We start from the raw sequence: 20,638 nt of genomic DNA, 5'->3' as shown, positions 1-20,638 counted from the left end.
TCGACCGAGATGCCGGTGAAGAGAAAATCTCGGTCGAGATGGAACCGATGAGGCGGCACGCGCGTCCAACGTGAGGAATCAAGAGGGGGACATGATGATTGATCACGCCGACCCGCCGCTGCACGGCGGTGACCGTCCGACGTCGAGTGCGCGATCCCGAGATGGCGGTGTCTCGGTGGTGACCACCGCCGAGGGACTCCCACTGACGGTGCGCATCGCCGACGCGCGACTGTCGACCCCGCCGCAGGCGCTGGCCGACGAGATCCTCCGGCTGTGCCGCCAATCGTCGATGGCGGCCGGGATCGCGCTGCGCCTGCAGTTGGCACAGTCGGGCACCTCGGCCGACGTCCTGGACTCGCTGGGCCTGCCCACGCCGGACGATCTGGCCGGGCAGGAACTTCGCGATGATCACGATCACGACGCCCCGGCGTCCTGGCTGCGGTCGGTGTAGGCGAGATGACCTGGGCGATGGACGAATTGGAGGCCCGAGCGGCGTCGCAGTTGGGACGCCTGCAGGATTTCTCGGAGGCGCTGGCCGCGATTAGCGTCCGGGAGACCTCGGCCGACGATCTGGTGACCGTCGAGGTGGACGGGTCAGGGGCACTGACCGGACTGTGGCTTGCCGACATCCCCGCCGGATTCGGTGGGACGCGCCTCGGCGAATCGATCGCGGCGACCGCGATGCGCGCGGCGCACCGCGCCTTCGCTCGGCGGGCCGAACTGACCGAGGATTTCGCGGCCGCGTTCACCGGGTGAACCGACAACCACAACAGCACGCAATCACATCAACCACGCATTCACATCAACCACGCCGGCGACGTCGGTGTGATGGATCAACGAAGTCGATCAACCAGCCGATCAACAAGGGGGAGAACGTGGACGACGTCACAGTCACTCCGGGAACGCTCGAAGGTTTTGCGGCCACCCATGCCGCGATCGGGACCGCGGTGGCCACCGCCGGGTCGGTGAACGCTGCGGCCACGACAGCGGCCATGATCGGCGTCTTCGGCGTCATCGGGCAAGAGTTCTTGGCCGCCTTCATCGGCGCACAAGCCAATCACCTTCTGTCCGTGGGTAATCTGGCGGCGGTTCACGCCGCCACGGCGGCCGGGGCCGTGGCCGGTCTCGCCGAGTTCGAGGCCGTCGACGCCGCCAGTGCCGCCACGCTCCGGGCGGGGCGGTGACCGGCGGGCACCCCGGCGCCACGGGGCCGACGCCGGAGATCCCCGCCGCATCGGAGATGTCCATCAACGACATGATCGCCGCGACACCGCTGGGACCCATCCTCGACCGGCCGGTCGGCGAGGTGATCGCCGGCCTGGGACTGCCGCCACTGCCCCAGCTGCCGTCGCTTCCGCCGATGCCCGGCCTACCACCACTGCCCGTCATCGACGTGGGTCAGCTGGTCAAACCCATCGTCGATCTGCTCGGGGGCTTCGGTACCGGCGACCTGTCGACGGCCGAGTTCGACCCCACCACGATCTTCGACGGATTGTCGACGGTCCTCGAGACCTCGATGTCGATGGCCCAGGCGGCGATGAAGATCGGAGACCAACTCTGGAGCGGTCAGGCGTCGATGTCGGCGATCGCGAAGACGGAGGAGGCCGGAGTCGACGGTGGGCGCCTGGCCACCCAGGGCACCGGGATGTCGATCGACATCCAGGCCGCCGCGGGCATCGTCGCGGCCGGTGTCGCGGCGCTGCAGGCGGTCCTGGTCGCCACCATCGGCCGGATCACCGCCGCGGTGGCGTTATCGGGTCCCGCCGCGCTGCCGGTGGCGGTGTCGCTGGCCGGGGCCGGGCTCGCCGAGGCGTCCGCGGTGGTGGCCGCCACGCGCGCCCAATTGCTGGCACCCACAACGCATATGACGGTCAACGGTGCACCCGTCCCGGTGACCGGGGCACCCGCGGTGACCGCGGGATCATCGCCGTCTCCGTTCGCGATGGCGGGCACGGTTCTCGATGCCCTGTCGCCGCTGGTGTCCACCGCGGGGCAGGTCCCGTCCATGGTGGCCGCACCGCTTCGGCAGGCGATGACCGCGGCCGGTCCCGCGATGCGGCCCGCGGCGTATGAGACCACGACCACGACGGCCGGCGGCCCCGCCGGCGGACGAGGCGCCGAGACCGGCCGCACGATGACGGCGGGCGGCGGAACCGCGCCGACCGGCGGTGGGTCGGGCGGCGGTGGTGTCGGTGTCCCGGCGGTGCCGTTGGGCGCGGCCCGGCCGTCGGTACCGACGATGGTCGGCGCCACCGAGCCGGCCGCCTTCTCCCCGGGATCGGGCGTGCGAACCGCGGCGGTGGCGAGTGCACCGATGCCCGCCTCGATGGCGCCGCTGGCGGCGGCCGGCGCGGCCCGCGGAGCGGGCGTGTCCGGCGATCCGCACGACATCCCCGACTACCTGGTCACCGAGGACAACGGGGTACGGGTGGTCGGCATGGTGCCCGACGTGGCACCGCCGGTGCTCGGCGCCGACGCGGAGGCCGAGACCGAACCCGGCCCCGACATCCGTCTGCAACTCGGTCCGGACCTCCCACGGTCGTGATGGCCGTCATCCCTCGTTCCCTCGAACCCGCCCCGATCCCCTGGAGTCCTCATGTCACATCGGTTCCTCGCCATCGATCCCTCCGAAGTGTCCTCCGCTGCAGCCGATCTCGACCGGATCGCACAGCGACTGACCGATGCGCTAGGGATGGCGCGACAAGTCACCGCGGTGACCGCGCCGGCGCGTGACGAGGTGTCGGTGGGCACTGCTGAGGCGGCTTCGGAACTCGGGACGCGGTTCGGCGTCGACGCCGCCTCGGGAATCCACGAGTTACGCAAGATCGCCGCGGTGCTGCGCGCTGCGGCCTCCGGCATGGACGCCGCCGACGACGCGAGTGCGGCCGGGTTCCGATGACCGGATTCACCGGAGTCATCTGGGATGCGCGGACACCTCGACGACTCGCCGACGATCTCGGTGCCGGACCGGGCGCCGCGCCACTCCACGAGACCGCCGCGTCCTGGCTGCGGCTTGCCGACGAATTCGCCGGGGCGGCAGCGGAATACGCATCCATCGTCTCCCGGCTGCGTGAGCACTGGGAGTCGGGGGTGGCGCAGCCTGCGCTGGATCACCTCGCGACATTCACCGGGTGGCTGGTCGTGGCCGCAGCACGTGCCACGGCCACTGCGGTGACGCTCGGTGCCCAGGCCGCCGCGGTGGACGCCGCCCGCCTGGCGATGCCCGACCTCGGTGAGATCGACCTCCTCGCCTCGATCGCCGACGCCGCGCTGTCGGTGACGGCACTGACGCCCCTGGCGACCGGCGCCGCCGCTCATGCCGAGCGGGCGGTCCACGACCAACGGATGCGCGCCGCCCGGGTGATGGAGGCTTATGAGGCGGCCGGTACGCCGCTGTGCACCCGACCACCGGTGGCCGCACCGGCGCCGATCGTGGTGTCCGATACCGCCCTCATCGCCGAGCGGCACCCGGCGCCGCGGCCCCCGGTTCAGGAGCATCACCACCCGAATACCGCGAGCGCCTCCGGAGCCGGAGCGCTTGCCGCAGCCATGGTTCCGGCCGTCGCGGTGCCACGCGGCAACTACCACCCGGTGTCGCCGACGTCGTCACCGGTGGCACCGGTGGCACCGGTGACGACGGCGCCGAAGGTCTCCGGCGACGCGCTCGCCCCCTCCGCCGGTCTGCCGCCACCGGTGTCGCCGGCAGCGCCGACCCTCGGTGAGCGGGCCACCGTGCGTACGGTTGTCGACGCCGAGACCGTGCCGGTGGCCGGGGACTCCGCGGAGGTGCCGCAGACGTGGGCCGAGGTGGCGGCGGGGCCAGCGCCCGCGTCCGGCGCGCCGGATTCCCGACACATGACCCAGACGGTGACGCTGGCCGAGGGGAGCGGTCGATGATCGCCACCTCGATCCGACTCGACAGCGGTGCCGCGGTCAGGCTCGCCCAGCGGTGTGGGATGACCGACTGGCCGGTGGCGATGGCGGTGTACCCGAGGGCGGACCGGATCGACGAGGCGGCGGCGGCCGGAGCTCACGCCGATCGCATCCTCGAATCCTCCGGGCTGCTGGCCGCGGGTCGGCCGGCCGCGTGGGTGAGCGACGCTGTGGAGGTCCTCGCGGACTCGGAGCGTGAGCTCGAGATCCGCACCGTCGCAACCGATACGGTACAACGCGCCTGCCTTGTCCGGCGCGGCACCCTGCACACGCTCGTCATCGACGATGGTACGCATATGGTGCTGCGGCTCGTCGAGGCCGCCGACACCGCGCGACTCGGCGAACTGGTGAGCCGCGAGGTGATACCGGCACTGCACGGGGTGTGCCCACCGCTGCGCATCGGCGATATCAGCGCTCCGGCAGACGAACTCGCGCAAGTGCTGGGGCATGCCGGCGACCGGGCGGCGCTGAGTTCGGCACTGGCCGGTATCGGTGCCGATTCGACCGACACCGCCCAGTTGTGTGCTGCCCTCGTATCGTGCCGGCGGAGAACCGAGATCGTGGCGGTCGGCAGGGTCGAGGGCCGCGCGGTGCAGTGTCGTGGGACCGTCGGCATCGCCGACACGGAATGTGGACGAATCCTGTTCAGTCCCAACGAATCTCCTGACGGGATCGTGTGGACCACCCTCACCTCCGGGATCGATTCTCGCATCGGCCGGGCCATCGCCGGGCTGCTCGAGACCATCCCGGGAGGTGGGTGGTTTCCGTGACCTCGTCAGGTCCCGACGGGGTCATCGCCCGTGAGGGAATCATTCAGTGGCACCCGCCCGGGTTGTCGCTTCGGGGGCATCGCAATGCCGGTGCCGACATCTATGAGGAGGAGCACCGATGAATCTCAATGGAGCTGTTGATCTCGACGTCGCGTCGGGAATGTCCACCGCGCAATCGGTTTCGCAGATCGTCGACGAGATGCAGGGAATCATCCGGCAGATCGCCGGCACCGCGTCGACCGGCATGGCCAGTTGGAACGGCCGGGCGTCCACCGCCTTCGACTCCACCCACTCGGACTGGAACTCGTCGGCGACGGCACTGAACCAGGCCCTCGACGACATCCGGACGCAGTTGACCGCCGGTTTCACCGGTTACGAGGACCACGACGGGGCCGCGGCGGCAGGGTTCGGCGGTCAGGGTCCGCTCAACCTGTAGACCAGCCCCGACCCCGCCACACCCATTCACCCACATCGCATCACGACAGAAGGAGATCGACATGTCCGGAAGAATCCGATACGACTTCGGCGCCCTCGGTGACCTCGAAGGGGGTCTCGGCGCCCAGTTCAACCGCCTCGAAGACCTCGCATCGCAGCTCAAGACCCAGGTGGCCGCGCTCGACGGCAACTGGCATTCGCCGGCGGCGAAGCAGGCCTACGACCAGGCGCAACAGACCTGGGACCGGGTCTTCAGCGGGTCCCGGGAGCAGTTGCTGGGCATCCAGCGCGGCGTCACCAATGCCCGCACCGTCATGGCCGACACCGACAGCACCATCGCCCGGGGCTTCGGCGGACTCGCCTGAGGTCTGAGGTAGAAGTCTCTCGATCCCGTCGCCCCCGTCGCCCGGCCGGGTGACGGGATCGAGAGCAGTCGACGGCGGCCGGGTCGGAGGAGGACCGCGCGCCCACCCCGGTCGCGCTCATCCCGGCTAGAGTCGGTGTGTTCATCGCCATCTGGGCATGTCCGGCAATTGGGAGGAAGTCGTGTCCGCCGAGGGTTCCAAGAAGGCCATCATCGCGGCGCTGTCGGCCAACGCCGGCATCGCCGTTGCCAAGTTCGCCGGATTCGCGATCACCGGTTCGTCGTCGATGCTCGCCGAGGGCGTGCACTCGGTGGCCGACACCGCCAACCAGGGATTGCTGCTCGTCGGCCAGAACCGGGCGGGCAAACGTGCCGACAAACTGCACCCGTTCGGCTACGGCCGCAGCCGCTACTTCTACTCCTTCATCGTCGCACTGGTGATCTTCGCCCTCGGATCCCTGTTCGCGCTGTACGAGGGTGTCGAGAAGATCACCCACGCACACGATCACGGCCTGGAATCGCCACTGGTCGCCGTGATCATCCTGCTGGTCGCGATCTGCCTGGAGTCCTACAGCTTCGCCACCGCCGCGCGCGAATCCCGTCCGCTGAAGGGATCGTCGAGCTGGTGGCGATTCATCCGCAACTCCCGCAATCCCGAACTGCCGGTGGTGCTGCTCGAGGACACCGGGGCACTGATCGGTCTGGTCCTGGCCCTCGGTGGCGTCGGGTTGACCATGATCACCGGCGACGCGATCTGGGACGGCATCGGCACCGTCTGCATCGGTGTGCTGCTCGGCGTCATCGCGATCGTGCTGATCGTCGAGATGAAGAGCCTGCTGATCGGTGAGGGTGCCACCGACGAGGAGGAACGCCAGATCCTCGACGCCCTCGCCGCCGACGGCGTGGACCGGGTGATCCACATGAAGACCCAGTACCTCGGACCCGACGAACTGCTCGTGGCGGCCAAGATCGCCATGCCACGGTCGGCAGACCTGGCTACGGTGGCCACCGCGATCGACGATGCCGAGGGGCGGATTCGTGCGGCGGTACCGCAGGCGCGGATCATCTACCTCGAACCCGACATCGACCGCAGCGGTCTCGGCCAGGGGTGAGACGGGTGAGCGCCCCGAAGACATGTCCTTGGGCCGAAGGCGATTTGCGCGCGGGTGAGCGGCCGGTCCGATAGCGTCGGGGAGATCACGTCCACACCGGCGCTCACGCGCGCCGCGGAGATGAGGAGGTCGAGCGCATGGCGAACCCGTTGACACGCATCAAATCGGTGGAACAGTCGATGGCCGACACCGACGAGCCCGGCCACCAACTCCGAAAGAACCTCACCGCCTTCGACCTGATGGTCTTCGGCGTCTCGGTGGTGATCGGTGCCGGTATCTTCACCATCACCGCGACGACGGCGGGCAACAAGGCCGGACCCGCGATCTCGTTGTCGTTCATCATGGCCGCCATCGCGTGCGCGCTCGCCGCGCTCTGCTACGCGGAGTTCGCCTCGACGGTGCCGGTGGCCGGCTCCGCCTACACCTTCGGTTACGCCACCTTCGGGGAGTTCCTCGCCTGGATCCTCGGATGGGATCTCATCCTCGAATTCGCGGTCGGCGCATCCGTGGTGGCCAAGGGCTGGTCGTCGTATCTGGGTAGCGTCTTCGGATTCTCCGGCGGCACAGTCGATGTCGGATCGGTGACGATCGACTGGGGAGCGGTGATCATCGTCGCGGTGGTGACGACGCTGCTGGTCCTGGGCACCAAACTGTCATCCCGGTTCAGCGCGGTCATCACCGCCATCAAGGTCGCCGTCGTCCTGCTGGTGATCGTGGTCGGATTCTTCTACGTCAAGACCGAGAACTACAGTCCCTTCGTGCCGCCGGCCGAAACCGCCGGGGACGCACACAAATCCGTCGACTCCTCGCTGTTCTCCCTCATCACCGGCGGCGGTGAGAGTTCCTACGGCTGGTACGGCGTCCTCGCGGCGGCCTCGATCGTCTTCTTCGCCTTCATCGGATTCGACGTGGTGGCCACCACCGCCGAGGAGACGCGCAACCCGCGCAAGGACGTGCCGCGCGGCATCCTCGGGTCGCTGGCGATCGTCACCGTCCTCTACGTGCTGGTCACGATCGTGGTGACCGGCATGGTCAGTTACAAGGAGCTGGCCACCTCCGCCGGCGACGGGGAACCCAAGAATCTGGCCACCGCCTTTGCACTGAACGGGGTGACCTGGGCGGAGAAGACCATCGCCGTCGGCGCCCTCGCCGGTCTGACCACGGTGGTGATGGTGCTGATGCTGGGGCAGTCGCGGGTGTTGTTCGCGATGTGCCGCGACGGTCTGCTGCCGCGTGGGCTGGCCCGGACCAGCCCGCGATTCGGGACCCCGGCCCGGCTGACCATCCTGATCGGTGTCGTCGTGGCCGTCGTCGCCGGCTTCTTCCCGATCGACAAGCTCGAGGAGATGGTGAACGTCGGCACGCTCTTCGCGTTCATCGTGGTCGCGGCCGGGGTGATGATCCTGCGCGCCAAGCGCCCCGATCTCGATCGCGGTTTCACCGTCCCCGGCGGACCGATCATCCCGGTGCTCGCGATCATCTCCTGCGTGTGGCTGATGCTGAACCTGACTGCGCTGACCTGGATCCGGTTCGTCGTCTGGATGGTGATCGGGGTGGCGATCTACTTCCTGTACGGCATGCGGCACTCGATGGTCGGCAAGCGGGAACGCGGCGAGGTCGACGACGAGGTCAGCCTCGACAAATCCTGACCGACGGCGCCGGTGGCGGTGCAGTCTGTGTCCGATAGCCTGATGCTCGGACAGCGCGGTGGTGCGCCGATGCGCGCGAGGGGACCACTGCACCGACAGATCTGACCATCACCGACAGATACGCCGATACGCAAGGGGACCAGATGACCGCACTCCAGGCAGAGCACAGCAACGGAATCGACTTCAAGGTCGCCGACCTCGCGCTCGCCGACTTCGGCCGCAAGGAGATCGAACTCGCCGAGCACGAGATGCCCGGACTGATGTCGCTGCGCCGGGAGTACGCCGACGTCGCACCGCTCAAGGGAGCCCGGGTCTCCGGGTCGCTGCACATGACCATCCAGACCGCGGTCCTCATCGAAACCCTGGTCTCGCTGGGCGCCGAGGTCCGATGGGCGTCGTGCAACATCTTCTCCACCCAGGACCACGCCGCCGCCGCCGTCGTGGTCGGACCGCACGGCACCCCGGATGCGCCCGCGGGCGTTCCGGTCTTCGCGTGGAAGGGCGAGACCCTCGAGGAGTACTGGTGGGCCGCCGAGCAGATGCTCACCTGGCCCGATGAGCCGGCCAACATGATCCTCGACGACGGTGGCGACGCCACCATGCTGGTGCTGCGGGGCGCCGAGTTCGAGAAGGCCGGTGTGGTGCCGTCCGCCGACGAGAACGATTCCGCCGAGTACAAGGTGTTCCTCGACCTGCTGAGCGCGAGCTTCGAGAAGGACGCCACCAAGTGGAGCACCATCGCCGAATCGGTCAAGGGTGTCACCGAGGAGACCACCACCGGTGTGCTGAGGCTCTACCAGTTCGCCGCGGCCGGTGACCTCGCCTTCCCGGCGATCAACGTCAACGACTCGGTCACCAAGTCGAAGTTCGACAACAAGTACGGCACCCGCCACTCGCTGATCGACGGCATTAACCGCGGCACCGACGTCCTCATCGGTGGCAAGAAGGTGCTGATCTGCGGTTACGGTGACGTCGGCAAGGGCTGTGCGGAATCTCTCGCCGGCCAGGGCGCCCGCGTGCAGGTCACCGAGATCGACCCGATCAACGCCCTGCAGGCGCTGATGGACGGATTCGACGTCGTGACGGTCGAGGGTGCGATCGGTGACGCCGACATCGTCATCACCTCCACCGGCAACAAGGACATCATCCTGCTCGATCACATGAAGCAGATGAAGCATCAGGCGATCCTGGGCAACATCGGCCACTTCGACAACGAGATCGACATGGCCGGACTCGAGCGGTCCGGCGCCAAGCGGATCGTCATCAAGCCGCAGGTCGACCAGTGGATCTTCGACGACGGTCACTCGATCATCGTGCTCAGCGAAGGACGCCTGCTGAACCTGGGCAATGCGACCGGCCATCCGTCGTTCGTGATGAGCAACAGCTTCTCCAACCAGGTGATCGCGCAGATCGAACTGTGGACCAAGAACGACGAGTACGACAACGAGGTGTACCGGCTGCCCAAGCACCTCGATGAGAAGGTCGCGCGCATCCACGTCGAGGCACTCGGCGGGGAGCTGACCAAGCTCACCAAGGAGCAGGCCGAATACATCAACGTCGACGTCGAGGGCCCGTACAAGCCGGAGCACTACCGCTACTGATCGGCGGCTTCACCTTTCGAGCGAGATGACAACAGCCCGGCGGATGACCGCCGGGCTGTTGTCGTCGGTAGGTCTCAGGCGGTGATGCCGGGTTCGGCGCCCGGGCAGTAGTACCAGGTGGCGTCCTCACGACGGAACGTCGCCGCGTTCTGCTCCGGGCTCGTCTGCTGTGAACCGAGTTCCAGGTGGGTGGTCACCGTCGACTCGGCGATATCCCCGTTGACCGAGCGCAGGGCGAGTCGTTCCAGCACCAGCGTGCCCTGCTCGGTGGGCACCTCGACCGCGCTGCGGGCCTCCGAGCAGACGGTGCCGGCGATCCGGTTGCGGTCCCGGGTGTTGAGGGCGTCGACGTAACGTTGCATCGCGTCGCCGATCGCGTACAGCGTGGACTGATCCGGACTGCCCGACTGCTCCGACGTCGTCGGGGGTTCGGTCCCGTCCGTCGGATATGACCCGCCACCACCCTGCGGCAGGGTGGTCGTCGAGGTGGTCGGGTCGTCGGCGACGGTGGTCGAGGAGTCGCCGGTGTTCACCACGATCAGCGTCACCGCGAGCACGACGATCACCACCACGGCGAGCGCACCTCCGATGATCGCGACGAGTGCGCCGGTGTTGCGCGGCGGCGGTGGGGTGCCGGGTGTGATCCCGGGACCCGGGCCCGGCCCATACTGCGGTGGCGGGCCCTGCGGCGGAGCGCCGAAGGGCTGGGGTGGAGGGCCCTGCGGAGCAGCGCCATGGGGTTGTGCGGGAAACCCCTGCGAGGGTGGCCCCGGCGGGACGAACGCCGGGCCCGGTGGTGCCGCCTGCGGAGGAACCGGAGCCGCCGAACCGCCTTGGTGAGGTGCCATCGGGACCCGATGTGTCGTGGTCGGGCCGTAACCACCCGTCGGACCGGTGGGGCCGGGGGTGCCACCCTGAGATGGCGGATAGGTCATGAATCATCCTCGCGACGTGGGGTCGGCACCAGGCTATCCGACGTCGCCGCCGACCGGCCGTGACCCGTCATTCGGTGAGCAGATCACCGAGCACGGCCGGGTCGTTGTCGCTCACCAGCGTCCACGGCGACACCCACGATTCGACCGCCAGCCGACGGTAGAGCTCGTCCACCCGCACCTGCAGATCGGCATCCTTCTCGTAGTGATCCCGTGGCCGGCCGGGGTCGGCGGCGGCACGGGAGGCCGCGCGATCCATGGCCACCTCGGCGGCGACACCGAGGAGCAGGGTGTGGTCGGGCCGGGGGATCGCGAACCGTTCGAACTCGAGGTCGTGCACCCAGCCGACGACCGCGCCGTCGGCGGGTTCGCGCAGCCGCGCGGCGCTGTAGGCGGCATTGGACGCGACATACCGGTCGGCGACGACGACGTCGTGGGTGTCCAGCGCCTCACGGAGATCGGCGGCGGCATCGCGGCGATCGAGGGCGAACAGCAACGCCATCGCATACACGCTGTCCCGCAGGTCTCCGTGATCACCGTGCAGCGCCTCGGCGGCGATGTCGGCATGCACCGATCGGTGATAGCGCGGAAAGGTCACCGTGGCGACCCGCGCACCCAGGCCGTTCCAATGGTCGAGAAGTCCGGTCACGAGTGTGTTCTTGCCGGCGCCGTCGAGGCCCTCCACAGCGATCAGACGACCCAACGTGTTCTCCTCCGCGATTCTCGCTCGACGATGCACGCCCGGCGCGTCGATCATGGCCGGACGGTCACAACAGTGTCACCATTGTCACCATGAAGCCACGGATCCTCGTCGTCGATGATGATGCCGCGCTCGCGGAGATGCTCACAATCGTGTTGCGGGGTGAGGGTTTCGAACCGTTCGTCGTCGGCGACGGGACGCAGGCGCTCACCGCGGTGCGCGAGATCCGGCCCGATCTGGTGCTGCTCGACCTCATGCTGCCGGGGATGAACGGTATTGACGTGTGCCGCGTCCTGCGCGCCGACTCCGGTGTACCGATCGTGATGCTCACCGCCAAATCCGACACCGTCGACGTGGTGCTCGGCCTCGAATCGGGCGCCGACGACTACATGGTCAAACCGTTCAAGCCGAAGGAACTCGTCGCGCGCGTACGCGCCCGGCTGCGCCGGACCGACGAGGAGCCGGCCGAACTGCTGTCCATCGGGCCCGTCGAGATCGACGTCCCCGCCCACAAGGTCACCCGCGACGGCGTGCCGATCTCGTTGACGCCGCTCGAGTTCGACCTGCTGGTGGCGCTGGCCCGCAAGCCGCGTCAGGTGTTCACCCGCGATGTCCTGCTCGAGCAGGTGTGGGGTTACCGGCATCCGGCCGACACCAGACTCGTCAACGTGCATGTCCAGCGGTTGCGGGCAAAGGTCGAGACCGATCCGGAGAACCCGGAGGTCGTGTTGACGGTGAGGGGGGTCGGCTACAAGGCCGGCCCGCCGTGATCGGCCGCAACAGACGACGCGTCAACAGCACCTTCGGGCGACTCACCCGCTCGGCGAGTTCGCTGGCCTCGGTGTTCGGCCGGATCTGGCGTCGATCCCTGCAGTTGCGGGTCGTGGTGTCGACGTTGGTGCTGTCCGTGGTGGTGCTGCTGATCCTCGGGTTCGTCCTGATGAGTCAGATCACCGACCGGCTCCTCGACGTGAAACTCAGTGCCGCGACCGAGGAGGTCGAGCGTGCCCGCATCGCGGTGGAACGCGACCTGGCCGGCGGCGACGCCAACATGTCGGTGCAGAACCGGCTACGGCAGACGCGGTCGCTGCTGACCGACCGAGACACCGACAGCCCGCAGACGATGGGGAATGTCGGCACCTTCGACACCGTCCTGATCGTGCCCGGGGCCGACGGCGCGGTCACCGGAGTCGGTCCGATCACCGAGATCCCGAGCAATCTGCGTGACATGGTGGCCGGCGGGCAGATCGCCTATCAGTACTCGTCGGTGCCGGCCGCCGGTGGCGGGACACAGCCCGCGCTGATCATCGGGACGCCGACCAACGCGTCGGTGCCGGGACTCGAGTTGTATCTGGTCTTCCCCCTCACCACCGAGGGCAACACCGTCGACCTGGTGCGCGGCACCCTGCTCACCGGCGGGCTGGTGTTGTTGGGGCTGCTCGCCGCCATCGCGTGGCTGGTGTCGCGGCAGGTCGTCATCCCGGTGCGGTCGGCGTCACGGATCGCGGTGCGGTTTGCCGACGGCCGGCTCAAGGAACGCATGCCGGTCCGCGGTGAGGACGACATGGCACGACTGGCCATGTCGTTCAACGACATGGCCGAGAGCCTGTCCAAGCAGATCACCCACCTCGAGGAATTCGGCGGCCTGCAACGCCAGTTCACCTCCGACGTCAGCCACGAACTGCGCACGCCGCTGACGACGGTGCGGATGGCCAGCGATGTGCTCTACGAGGGCCGCGACGAACTCGACCCGGTGCGCCGGCGGTCGGTGGAACTGCTCGACAAGGAACTCGACCGGTTCGAGACGTTGCTGAACGAACTGCTCGAGATCTCGCGTCACGACGCGGGCATGGCCGAACTCGCCGCCGAACGCATGGACATGGCGATCCCCATCGATGCGGCGCTGGCGACCGTCGGTCACCTCGCCGACGAGACCGGCACCGAGCTGGTCCTCGATCTTCCGGCCGAACCGGTCCTCGCCGAGATCGATCCCCGTCGCGTCGAACGGATCCTGCGCAATCTGCTGGCCAACGCCATCGACCACGGCGAACGCCGCCCGGTGACGCTGACCATGCGCTCCGACGGCGACGCGGTGGCGATCACCGTCCGTGATCAGGGCATCGGCCTGCGTCCGGGAGAGGAGAAGCTCGTCTTCAACAGGTTCTGGCGGTCGGATCCGTCCCGGTTCCGACGATCCGGCGGTACCGGTCTCGGATTGGCGATCAGCATCGAGGACGCCCGACTGCATCAGGGACGACTCGAGGCGTGGGGTGAACCGGGGCAGGGCTCCTGCTTCCGTCTCACGCTGCCGCTGGTCCGGGGGCACAAGGTGCTGGGCAGCCCGCTGCCACTCAAGCCGGTGGGGTCGGGCAAGGCCCCCCGCACCGCGGCCACCACGACCGCCGGGCGTGAGGATGCCGATGACTGAGCCGATGCGCGCATCGTCCACTCCCCGTCGGGCTCGGTCCCGTCGGGTTCGTCGTCGGCTGATGGTGGCGGTGTGCGGCGTGGTGGCCGCGCTGACGCTCGCCGGGTGCGGGGGAGTGCCCGACGATTCCGCACCCCAACCGATCAGTTCGTTCGCACGTGAGGGCCCGACCAACTCGGTGCCCGAACCGGAGTCGGACATGGACCCGGAGGCGTTGGTCCGGGCCTTCCTCAAGGCGTCCGCGTCACCGACCGACGCGCACGCGGCCGCGCGCAAATTCCTCAGCCGTGCCTCGGCGTCACAGTGGGACGACCGCGGCGATTCGATCGTCGTCGAGAAGATCAACACCTACGTCGATCAGCGCAGCGAGACCGCCGTGCGGATGCGGCTCGTCGGCGACACCGTCGGTGTGCTGCGTCCCGACGGGCAGCTGCTGCCGTCGAGCGGGCAGGTGGAGGCCACCATCACCATGATCCGCGTCAACAATCAATGGCGCATCGACGGCACGCTGCCCGACCAGACACTCATCGACCGGGATCAGTTCGAGGTCAGCTATCGGCAGGTGTCGGTGTACTTCACCGACCGCACCCGCACCCATCTCGTCACCGACCCGCGCTGGATGTATTCCGGACAGGACTCCGACCCGACGGCGTTGATCACCACACTGATCAACGGTCCGGCCACCGACCTCGCGCCCGCGGTGGATTCGGCGTTGCCCGCCGGTGCGGCGTTGCGCGGTCCGGTCACCCCGGTCCCCGGTGGTGGCGTACGAATCGATCTCACCGGCATCGGCAACCCCGACGTCCGGGATCGGACCGTGCTGGCGGCCCAGCTGGTCTGGACGCTCAGCGGCGCCGAGGTCGGCGGACCGTATGTGATCAACGCCGACGGTGCACCGCTGGTCGCCGACCGCTCCGGGGGATGGCAGACCGCCGATGTCCGGTCGTTCGATCCGAACGCGATACCGAACACCGACGTCGGACTCAACATCGTCCGCGACGGCGCACTGCTCGACGTGATCGACAACGGAACGACACCGGTCACCGGCGAACTCGGGACTTCCCGCCTGGTGCGTGCGGCCTCGATCGCCCCCGACGGCTCCCGGGTGGCCGCGGTCCTCGCGGTCGCCGGGGATCCGGCCCGGCGGGACCTCGCCATCGGCGACTACGGCGGCGACGTCGTCACCGTCACCTCCGGGACCTCGATGACCCGCCCGTCGTTCGGGTCCGGGGACAACACGGTGTGGTCGGTCGTCGACGGTCGGCCGATCGAGTGGATGCGCGACGACGGCGGTGCCACCCGCATCGTCGATGTCAACGCAGATCAGGTGACCGGTCTGGTCCGTGGCGCGATCACCGAACTGCAGATCGCCCCCGACGGTGTGCGCGTGGCGATGATCGTCGACGGACAGGTTCTGTTCGCGGTGATCGCCACCAACGACGACGGCCAGCTGTCCCTCGAGCAGCCGCGGATCGCCGCGTACAACATCGGCAATCGCGCGGTGTCGCTCGACTGGGCGTCGCCGACCACTCTGGTCATCGCGCGGGATGCGACCGATTCGCCGGTGGCGCAACTGTCCATCAACGGCACCCCGGCGGTGGGATTGCTCAGCGGGAACGTGTCACCGCCGGTCACCGCGGTGGTGGCGAATTCGTCGACGGTCTACCTCGCCGATCAGCGTGGCGTGCTGCGCCTGGGCAGCACCAACGGCCAGGCCGACGAGTACTGGACCGAGGTTGAGCCGGCGATGACGCCGGGCACGATCCCGGTGATCCCCTGACAACTCAGGCGCCGGCGAGCACCAGCACCGCCGCGATGTCGATGCCGTGCGCACGCAGGACCCGGACGGATTCCGCGGCGGTCGCCCCGGTGGTGAGCACGTCGTCGACGAGGACGGTCGTACCCACCGGCAGTGGATCGATCCGACGCAGCCGGATACGGCCGCGCAGGTTGTCCCGGCGGTCCCGCGCATCAAGTCCGGCCGAGTCGCGGGTGGTCGGCGCGGTGACCAGGGCGCTGATCACCCCGGCGCGCGGGCCGATCCGCCGCGCCGCGACCCGCGTCATCGCGGTGACCGGGTCGCCGCCGCGTCGACGGGCGGCCAGGGTGCGGGTGGGCGCCGGGATCAGATGCAGCCGTGGGGCGTCGGGGAGCTCACCCCAGCGGGCCAGGGTGATCAGCGCCGAGCCCAGCAGCGCTCCGAGAGGCTCGGCGAGACCTCGACGTTGATGCTCCTTCAGGTCGAGGATCCCCCGTCGCAGCGGACCCCGGTAGCGGCCCGCCGCCCACACCGGGATGTCGATCGGTACCCGGGGACGCAGCTCCACCGGGGCGTCGTAAGTTGCTTTCGCGCATTGCTCACACCAGTCGTGGCCCTGCGCGCCGCAGCCGGCGCAGCGTCGGGGCAATGCCAGATCGACGCCGTCGACGACGATCTGGCGCAGCGCCGCATACAGGTCCGAGGTCGCCGACACGGGCGCCAGTGTGACAGTCGGTCGGCGGTGACGCGTCGGTCCGCACCGGCCCATCGGCGCGGGTGGGGACGGCGGGTGATCTGGGGATCGCGGCGCGTCGGCCCGACGGTTCGACGGGCCCGACCGACCCCGTCGAGGACCTTCGTCCCCTCTTCAAGAGGGAGATTGTGACGCACTGATCGGAAACATGGCCGCGGAGCGAACATCCGACTACGGTCGAAGGTACAAGAGGTTGACAGGTCATCGCGGACCGCGGGGATGTGGTTCGCGCGGGAGGTGAGGCCATCTGCGTCATGGGTGCCGACCGTCGGTCGGTACTGACTCGGTTCCTGCTCCTTCACTGCCGGGCGAACACCAGAATCGTCGAATACGCAGGGCGCCAACAATTTTCACATCCTCTTGGGCGTCCGAGGTTCGATCCGCCGGGTTCGCGGCATCGTGGGGGCGCACTTTCCAGGAGGTAGTTGAATGTCATCTGTCATCCACCGCAAGGGCCAGCGCGAATCCAAGGTCGCCGCGGTCGACGACTACGACAACGATTCCGCATTTGTCGTTCCCCCCGGGACCGTCGAGTCGGAAGAACCCGCCGAACCCACCGCGACAGTGGTGTTCAGTGGTCGCAACGTCGACATCCCTGACCATTACCGGATTTACGTCGGCGACAAGCTCGCGCGACTCGAACGGTATGACCCCAGCATCATTCGCTTCGACGTCGAGCTGAACCACGAACGCAACCGTCGGCAGTCCAAGGTCTGTCAGCAGGTGGAGATCACCGCGGCAGGCAAGGGCCCGGTGGTCCGCGCCCAGGCGCACGGCGAGAACTTCTACTCCGCTCTCGAGTCGGCACTCGACAAGATCGAGTCCCGGTTGCGTCGGGTGAAGGACCGCCGCAAGGTGCACTACGGTAATCGGCGTCCCATCTCGGTGGCCGAGGCGACCGAGGTCGGCGCCCCACCGCTGAAGGACAACCAGCTGTCGGTGGACGGGCCGCTCCCGGATTCCGCGGAACCGCAGTGGGATGACGGGGTCGCCGAGCGCACGCCAGGGCAGATCGTTCGTGTCAAGGAGCATCAAGCGGTGCCGATGACCGTCGACGACGCGCTGTACGAGATGGAACTCGTCGGACACGACTTCTTCCTGTTCCATGACAAGGAGACCGACAAGCCCTCGGTGGTCTACCGGCGGCATGCATTCGATTACGGCCTGATCCGTCTGGCCTGACCCGATCGAGCCGAGGACTCGCTGGTCGGCACACCGGCCGATCAGTTGGTCCTCAGGCGACCTCGGTACCATGAGAACCGGTCTGTGCGCTGCGCAGGCCGGTTCTCCACGTTTGTCGACATGAGTTAGGGACTCGATCCACGGTGCTGAACAAGCTGCTGCGCGTCGGTGAAGGCCGCATGGTCAAGCGACTCGATGCCATCGCATCGCACGTCGAATCACTCTCCGACGAGGTCGAGGCGCTCAGCGACGACGAATTGCAGGCGAAGACAGCCGAATTCAAGGAACGCCACGCCGACGGCGAGTCGCTCGACGAACTGTTGCCGGAGGCCTTCGCGGTCGCCCGGGAGGCGGCCTGGCGCGTGCTCGACCAGAAGCACTTCCACGTGCAGATCATGGGTGGCGCGGCCCTGCACTACGGCAACATCGCCGAGATGAAGACCGGTGAGGGCAAGACCCTCACCTGTGTGCTGCCCGCCTACCTCAACGCCATCTCCGGCGACGGCGTGCACGTCGTCACCGTCAACGACTACCTGGCCAAGCGCGACTCGGAGTGGATGGGCCGCGTCCACCGCTTCCTGGGCCTGGACACCGCGGTGATCCTCACCGGGATGACCCCGGACCAGCGTCGCGAGGCCTACGCCGCCGACATCACCTACGGCACCAACAACGAGTTCGGCTTCGACTACCTGCGCGACAACATGGCGCATTCCCTCGACGATCTCGTCCAGCGCGGCCACACCTTCGCCATCGTCGACGAGGTCGACTCGATCCTCATCGACGAGGCCCGCACCCCGCTGATCATCTCCGGCCCGACCGAGGGATCGAGCAAGTGGTACGTCGAGTTCGCCCGCATCGCGCCGCTGCTCGAGCGTGACGTGCACTACGAGGTCGACATCAAGAAGAAGACCATCGGTGTCCACGAGGCGGGCGTGGAGTTCGTCGAGGATCAACTCGGCATCGACAATCTCTACGACACCGCGAACTCGACGCTGGTCAGCTACCTGAACAACGCCATCAAGGTCAAGGAACTGTTCCACCGCGACAAGGACTACATCGTCCGCAACGGTGAGGTCCTCATCGTCGACGAGTTCACCGGTCGTGTGCTCGACGGCCGGCGCTTCAACGAGGGCCTGCACCAGGCCATCGAGGCGAAGGAACGCGTCGAGATCAAGGCCGAGAACCAGACCCTGGCGACGATCACCCTGCAGAACTACTTCCGCATGTACGACAAGCTCGCCGGCATGACGGGTACCGCCGAGACCGAGGCCGCCGAGTTCGACCAGATCTACAAGCTCGGGGTGCTGCCGATCCCGACCAACAAGCCGATGATCCGCAAGGACCAGGGCGACCTCATCTACAAGACCGAAGAGGCCAAGTTCGCCGCGGTCGTCGACGACATCACCGAGCGGCACGAGCTGGGTCAGCCGGTGCTCATCGGTACCACCAGCGTCGAGCGGTCGGAATACTTGTCACGCCAACTCAAGAAGCGCGACATCCCGCACAACGTGCTCAACGCCAAGTTCCACGAGCAAGAAGCCCAGATCGTCGCCGAGGCCGGACGCACCGGCGCGGTCACCGTCGCCACCAACATGGCCGGTCGCGGCACCGACGTCGTGCTCGGTGGCAACCCCGACATCATCGCCGACATCCGGCTGCGCAAGGCCGGACTCGACCCGGTCTCCACCCCGGATCAGTACGAGGAGGCGTGGGAAGAGGCCATCGAGACCGCGCGTACCGACGCCGCCGAGGAGGCCGAGAAGGTCCGCGACGCCGGCGGTCTCTACGTGCTCGGCACCGAACGGCACGAATCCCGCCGCATCGACAACCAGCTGCGTGGCCGGTCCGGCCGTCAGGGTGACCCCGGCGAGTCGCGGTTCTACCTCTCCCTCGGCGATGAACTCATGCGCCGATTCAACGGTGCCGCCCTCGAATCCATCATGAACCGGGTCAATCTGCCCGACGACGTGCCGATCGAGGCCAAGATGGTCACCAAGGCCATCCGCAGTGCCCAGACGCAGGTCGAGCAGCAGAACTTCGAGGTCCGCAAGAACGTCCTCAAGTACGACGAGGTGATGAACGAGCAGCGCAAGGTGATCTACGCCGAGCGCCGCACCATCCTCGAGGGCACCGATCACCGGGAACAGATCCTGGAGATGATCGCCGAGGTCGTCGGCGCCTACGTCGACGGCGCGACCGAGGTCGGGTACGCCGAGGACTGGGATCTCGACGAATTGTGGTCGGCACTGAAGACCCTCTACCCGGTCGACCTCGATCCGAAGGAGGTCGTCGGCGAGAACGAGTACGGCGAGCGTGACGACATCTCCGCCGAGGAACTCAAGACCATCCTCATCGCCGACGCGCAGGCCGCCTACGAGGGCCGCGAAGAGCAGATCACCGAGGTCGCCGGCGAGGGCGCGATGCGTCAACTCGAACGCACCATCCTGCTCAGCGTCCTCGACCGCAAGTGGCGCGATCACCTCTACGAAATGGACTACCTGCGGGAGGGCATCCACCTGCGGTCGATGGCCCAGCGTGACCCCGTCGTGGAGTATCAGCGCGAGGGCTACGACATGTTCAGCGGCATGCTCGAGGGCCTGAAAGAGGAGACGCTGCAGTTCCTGTTCAACGTGCAGGTGCAGACCGAGGCCCCGCCGGTACCCGCACCGGCCGCCGCGACCCGCCGCGAGCCGGCCCCGGCACTGGCCGGTGCCGCCGCCGGGAACGGGTCCGCGAATACCGCCGCGCGTCAGGCACCACCGGCACTACGGGCGGTCGGGGTGTCCGACTCGGCCCCGGATGAGTCGGAAATCAGCTACTCCGGTCCCGACGAGGACGGATCGACCGTCGTGCACAGCGAGGCCGACGAACTCGAGGATCCGGCACTGGTGTCGGCGACGCGGCGTGAGCGTCGCGCCGCGGCCCGCGCCCAGGGCAAGACCACGGGTGGCAAGCCGCCGAAATCCAAGAAGAAGCGCCGCTGAGGGACGCCCGCGAAAAAAACTTCGCAACGGATGGA

General features: G+C 68.1%; 21 protein-coding genes. 18 read left to right on the top strand and 3 right to left on the bottom strand.

Features of this window, described 5'->3' with window-relative positions; translation table 11 throughout:
• The first annotated feature begins 91 nt into the window (after positions 1–91).
• The 13 genes from ACWETB_RS11960 (at position 92) to ahcY (ending at position 9,864) form a co-directional block, all read left to right on the top strand.
• Positions 92–451, top strand: a complete 360-nt coding sequence (locus ACWETB_RS11960) for a hypothetical protein (protein ID WP_449744192.1) — start codon at positions 92–94, stop codon at positions 449–451.
• 5 nt (positions 452–456) lie between these two features.
• Entirely contained in the window at positions 457–756 is a 300-nt protein-coding gene (locus ACWETB_RS11955; protein WP_449744193.1) for a YbaB/EbfC family DNA-binding protein, read from the top strand.
• A gap of 119 nt (positions 757–875) precedes the next feature.
• Positions 876–1,184, top strand: a complete 309-nt coding sequence (locus ACWETB_RS11950) for a type VII secretion target (RefSeq protein WP_449744194.1) — start codon at positions 876–878, stop codon at positions 1,182–1,184.
• Positions 1,185–1,240: 56 nt separating this feature from the next.
• The gene (locus ACWETB_RS11945) at positions 1,241–2,545 is read left to right on the top strand and encodes a hypothetical protein (protein ID WP_452211365.1); all 1,305 of its coding nucleotides are present in this window, start codon (positions 1,241–1,243) and stop codon (positions 2,543–2,545) included.
• Positions 2,546–2,596: 51 nt separating this feature from the next.
• Complete coding sequence (locus ACWETB_RS11940; RefSeq protein WP_449744195.1) at positions 2,597–2,899, top strand: PE family protein; 303 nt, start codon at positions 2,597–2,599, stop codon at positions 2,897–2,899.
• On the top strand, positions 2,896–3,897 hold the full coding sequence (locus tag ACWETB_RS11935; RefSeq protein WP_452211293.1) for a PPE domain-containing protein: 1,002 nt from the start codon (positions 2,896–2,898) through the stop codon (positions 3,895–3,897). Before ACWETB_RS11940 ends, ACWETB_RS11935 begins: the two co-directional genes overlap by 4 nt.
• On the top strand, positions 3,894–4,703 hold the full coding sequence (locus ACWETB_RS11930) for an ESX secretion-associated protein EspG (RefSeq protein WP_452211291.1): 810 nt from the start codon (positions 3,894–3,896) through the stop codon (positions 4,701–4,703). The genes ACWETB_RS11935 and ACWETB_RS11930 overlap by 4 nt, the downstream gene beginning before the upstream one ends.
• Positions 4,700–4,825 (top strand): hypothetical protein, encoded by a 126-nt coding sequence (locus ACWETB_RS11925; protein WP_452211289.1) that lies wholly within the window; start codon positions 4,700–4,702, stop codon positions 4,823–4,825. The genes ACWETB_RS11930 and ACWETB_RS11925 overlap by 4 nt, the downstream gene beginning before the upstream one ends.
• Positions 4,822–5,139, top strand: a complete 318-nt coding sequence (locus ACWETB_RS11920; protein ID WP_449744198.1) for a WXG100 family type VII secretion target — start codon at positions 4,822–4,824, stop codon at positions 5,137–5,139. Before ACWETB_RS11925 ends, ACWETB_RS11920 begins: the two co-directional genes overlap by 4 nt.
• Before the next feature lie 61 nt (positions 5,140–5,200).
• Positions 5,201–5,503 (top strand): WXG100 family type VII secretion target, encoded by a 303-nt coding sequence (locus ACWETB_RS11915; protein WP_348804494.1) that lies wholly within the window; start codon positions 5,201–5,203, stop codon positions 5,501–5,503.
• 181 nt (positions 5,504–5,684) lie between these two features.
• Positions 5,685–6,614, top strand: coding sequence for a cation diffusion facilitator family transporter (locus tag ACWETB_RS11910; RefSeq protein ID WP_348804581.1), 930 nt, complete (start codon positions 5,685–5,687; stop codon positions 6,612–6,614).
• Between the two features lie 137 nt (positions 6,615–6,751).
• Entirely contained in the window at positions 6,752–8,263 is a 1,512-nt protein-coding gene (locus tag ACWETB_RS11905; RefSeq protein WP_348804493.1) for an APC family permease, read from the top strand.
• Between the two features lie 143 nt (positions 8,264–8,406).
• The gene (ahcY, locus tag ACWETB_RS11900) at positions 8,407–9,864 is read left to right on the top strand and encodes an adenosylhomocysteinase (RefSeq protein ID WP_348804492.1); all 1,458 of its coding nucleotides are present in this window, start codon (positions 8,407–8,409) and stop codon (positions 9,862–9,864) included.
• Between the two features lie 74 nt (positions 9,865–9,938).
• On the opposite strand, the gene ACWETB_RS11895 is transcribed toward ahcY, so the two are convergent.
• Together ACWETB_RS11895 and ACWETB_RS11890 are read right to left on the bottom strand one after the other, a co-directional pair.
• Positions 9,939–10,799, bottom strand: coding sequence for a hypothetical protein (locus ACWETB_RS11895; RefSeq protein WP_348804491.1), 861 nt, complete (start codon positions 10,797–10,799; stop codon positions 9,939–9,941).
• A 67-nt stretch (positions 10,800–10,866) separates the two neighbouring features.
• Complete coding sequence (locus tag ACWETB_RS11890; protein WP_348804490.1) at positions 10,867–11,499, bottom strand: dTMP kinase; 633 nt, start codon at positions 11,497–11,499, stop codon at positions 10,867–10,869.
• Between the two features lie 80 nt (positions 11,500–11,579).
• On the opposite strand from ACWETB_RS11890, the gene mtrA reads away from it, so the two are divergent.
• From mtrA to lpqB, 3 genes are read left to right on the top strand one after another with little or no spacing between them, the layout of a single operon-like run.
• Positions 11,580–12,266, top strand: a complete 687-nt coding sequence (gene mtrA / locus ACWETB_RS11885) for an MtrAB system response regulator MtrA (RefSeq protein WP_348804580.1) — start codon at positions 11,580–11,582, stop codon at positions 12,264–12,266.
• Complete coding sequence (gene mtrB / locus ACWETB_RS11880; protein WP_348804489.1) at positions 12,263–13,924, top strand: MtrAB system histidine kinase MtrB; 1,662 nt, start codon at positions 12,263–12,265, stop codon at positions 13,922–13,924. Before mtrA ends, mtrB begins: the two co-directional genes overlap by 4 nt.
• Positions 13,917–15,704 (top strand): MtrAB system accessory lipoprotein LpqB, encoded by a 1,788-nt coding sequence (gene lpqB / locus ACWETB_RS11875; protein ID WP_452211285.1) that lies wholly within the window; start codon positions 13,917–13,919, stop codon positions 15,702–15,704. The genes mtrB and lpqB overlap by 8 nt, the downstream gene beginning before the upstream one ends.
• A gap of 4 nt (positions 15,705–15,708) precedes the next feature.
• On the opposite strand, the gene ACWETB_RS11870 is transcribed toward lpqB, so the two are convergent.
• On the bottom strand, positions 15,709–16,398 hold the full coding sequence (locus ACWETB_RS11870; RefSeq protein WP_348804488.1) for a ComF family protein: 690 nt from the start codon (positions 16,396–16,398) through the stop codon (positions 15,709–15,711).
• Positions 16,399–16,866: 468 nt separating this feature from the next.
• Between ACWETB_RS11870 and hpf the strand changes: the two genes are divergently transcribed.
• Both hpf and secA read left to right on the top strand, forming a co-directional pair.
• Positions 16,867–17,619 carry a ribosome hibernation-promoting factor, HPF/YfiA family gene (gene hpf, locus ACWETB_RS11865; RefSeq protein WP_348809233.1) on the top strand — a complete coding sequence of 251 codons (753 nt, stop codon included), beginning with the start codon at positions 16,867–16,869 and terminating at the stop codon, positions 17,617–17,619.
• Between the two features lie 143 nt (positions 17,620–17,762).
• On the top strand, positions 17,763–20,603 hold the full coding sequence (secA, locus tag ACWETB_RS11860) for a preprotein translocase subunit SecA (protein ID WP_348809234.1): 2,841 nt from the start codon (positions 17,763–17,765) through the stop codon (positions 20,601–20,603).
• Positions 20,604–20,638: the final 35 nt, after the last annotated feature.

It is taken from the genome of Gordonia sp. NPDC003950, from assembly GCF_053605205.1.
The sequence above is the reverse complement of the archived record's forward strand: the minus strand, read 5'-3'. Positions and strand labels throughout refer to the sequence as shown.

What these genes read in the sequence shown, in the direction of transcription:
- hpf (WP_348809233.1), top strand. Translation starts at nt 16,867, where the DNA reads ATGTCATCTGTCATCCACCGCAAGGGCCAGCGCGAATCCAAGGTCGCC.
- ACWETB_RS11905 (WP_348804493.1), top strand. Translation starts at nt 6,752, where the DNA reads ATGGCGAACCCGTTGACACGCATCAAATCGGTGGAACAGTCGATGGCC.
- ACWETB_RS11940 (WP_449744195.1), top strand. Translation starts at nt 2,597, where the DNA reads ATGTCACATCGGTTCCTCGCCATCGATCCCTCCGAAGTGTCCTCCGCT.
- ACWETB_RS11915 (WP_348804494.1), top strand. Translation starts at nt 5,201, where the DNA reads ATGTCCGGAAGAATCCGATACGACTTCGGCGCCCTCGGTGACCTCGAA.
- ACWETB_RS11895 (WP_348804491.1), bottom strand. Translation starts at nt 10,799, where the DNA reads ATGACCTATCCGCCATCTCAGGGTGGCACCCCCGGCCCCACCGGTCCG.
- lpqB (WP_452211285.1), top strand. Translation starts at nt 13,917, where the DNA reads ATGACTGAGCCGATGCGCGCATCGTCCACTCCCCGTCGGGCTCGGTCC.
- ACWETB_RS11920 (WP_449744198.1), top strand. Translation starts at nt 4,822, where the DNA reads ATGAATCTCAATGGAGCTGTTGATCTCGACGTCGCGTCGGGAATGTCC.
- ACWETB_RS11945 (WP_452211365.1), top strand. Translation starts at nt 1,241, where the DNA reads ATGTCCATCAACGACATGATCGCCGCGACACCGCTGGGACCCATCCTC.
- ahcY (WP_348804492.1), top strand. Translation starts at nt 8,407, where the DNA reads ATGACCGCACTCCAGGCAGAGCACAGCAACGGAATCGACTTCAAGGTC.
- ACWETB_RS11960 (WP_449744192.1), top strand. Translation starts at nt 92, where the DNA reads ATGATGATTGATCACGCCGACCCGCCGCTGCACGGCGGTGACCGTCCG.
- ACWETB_RS11935 (WP_452211293.1), top strand. Translation starts at nt 2,896, where the DNA reads ATGACCGGATTCACCGGAGTCATCTGGGATGCGCGGACACCTCGACGA.
- ACWETB_RS11930 (WP_452211291.1), top strand. Translation starts at nt 3,894, where the DNA reads ATGATCGCCACCTCGATCCGACTCGACAGCGGTGCCGCGGTCAGGCTC.
- ACWETB_RS11955 (WP_449744193.1), top strand. Translation starts at nt 457, where the DNA reads ATGACCTGGGCGATGGACGAATTGGAGGCCCGAGCGGCGTCGCAGTTG.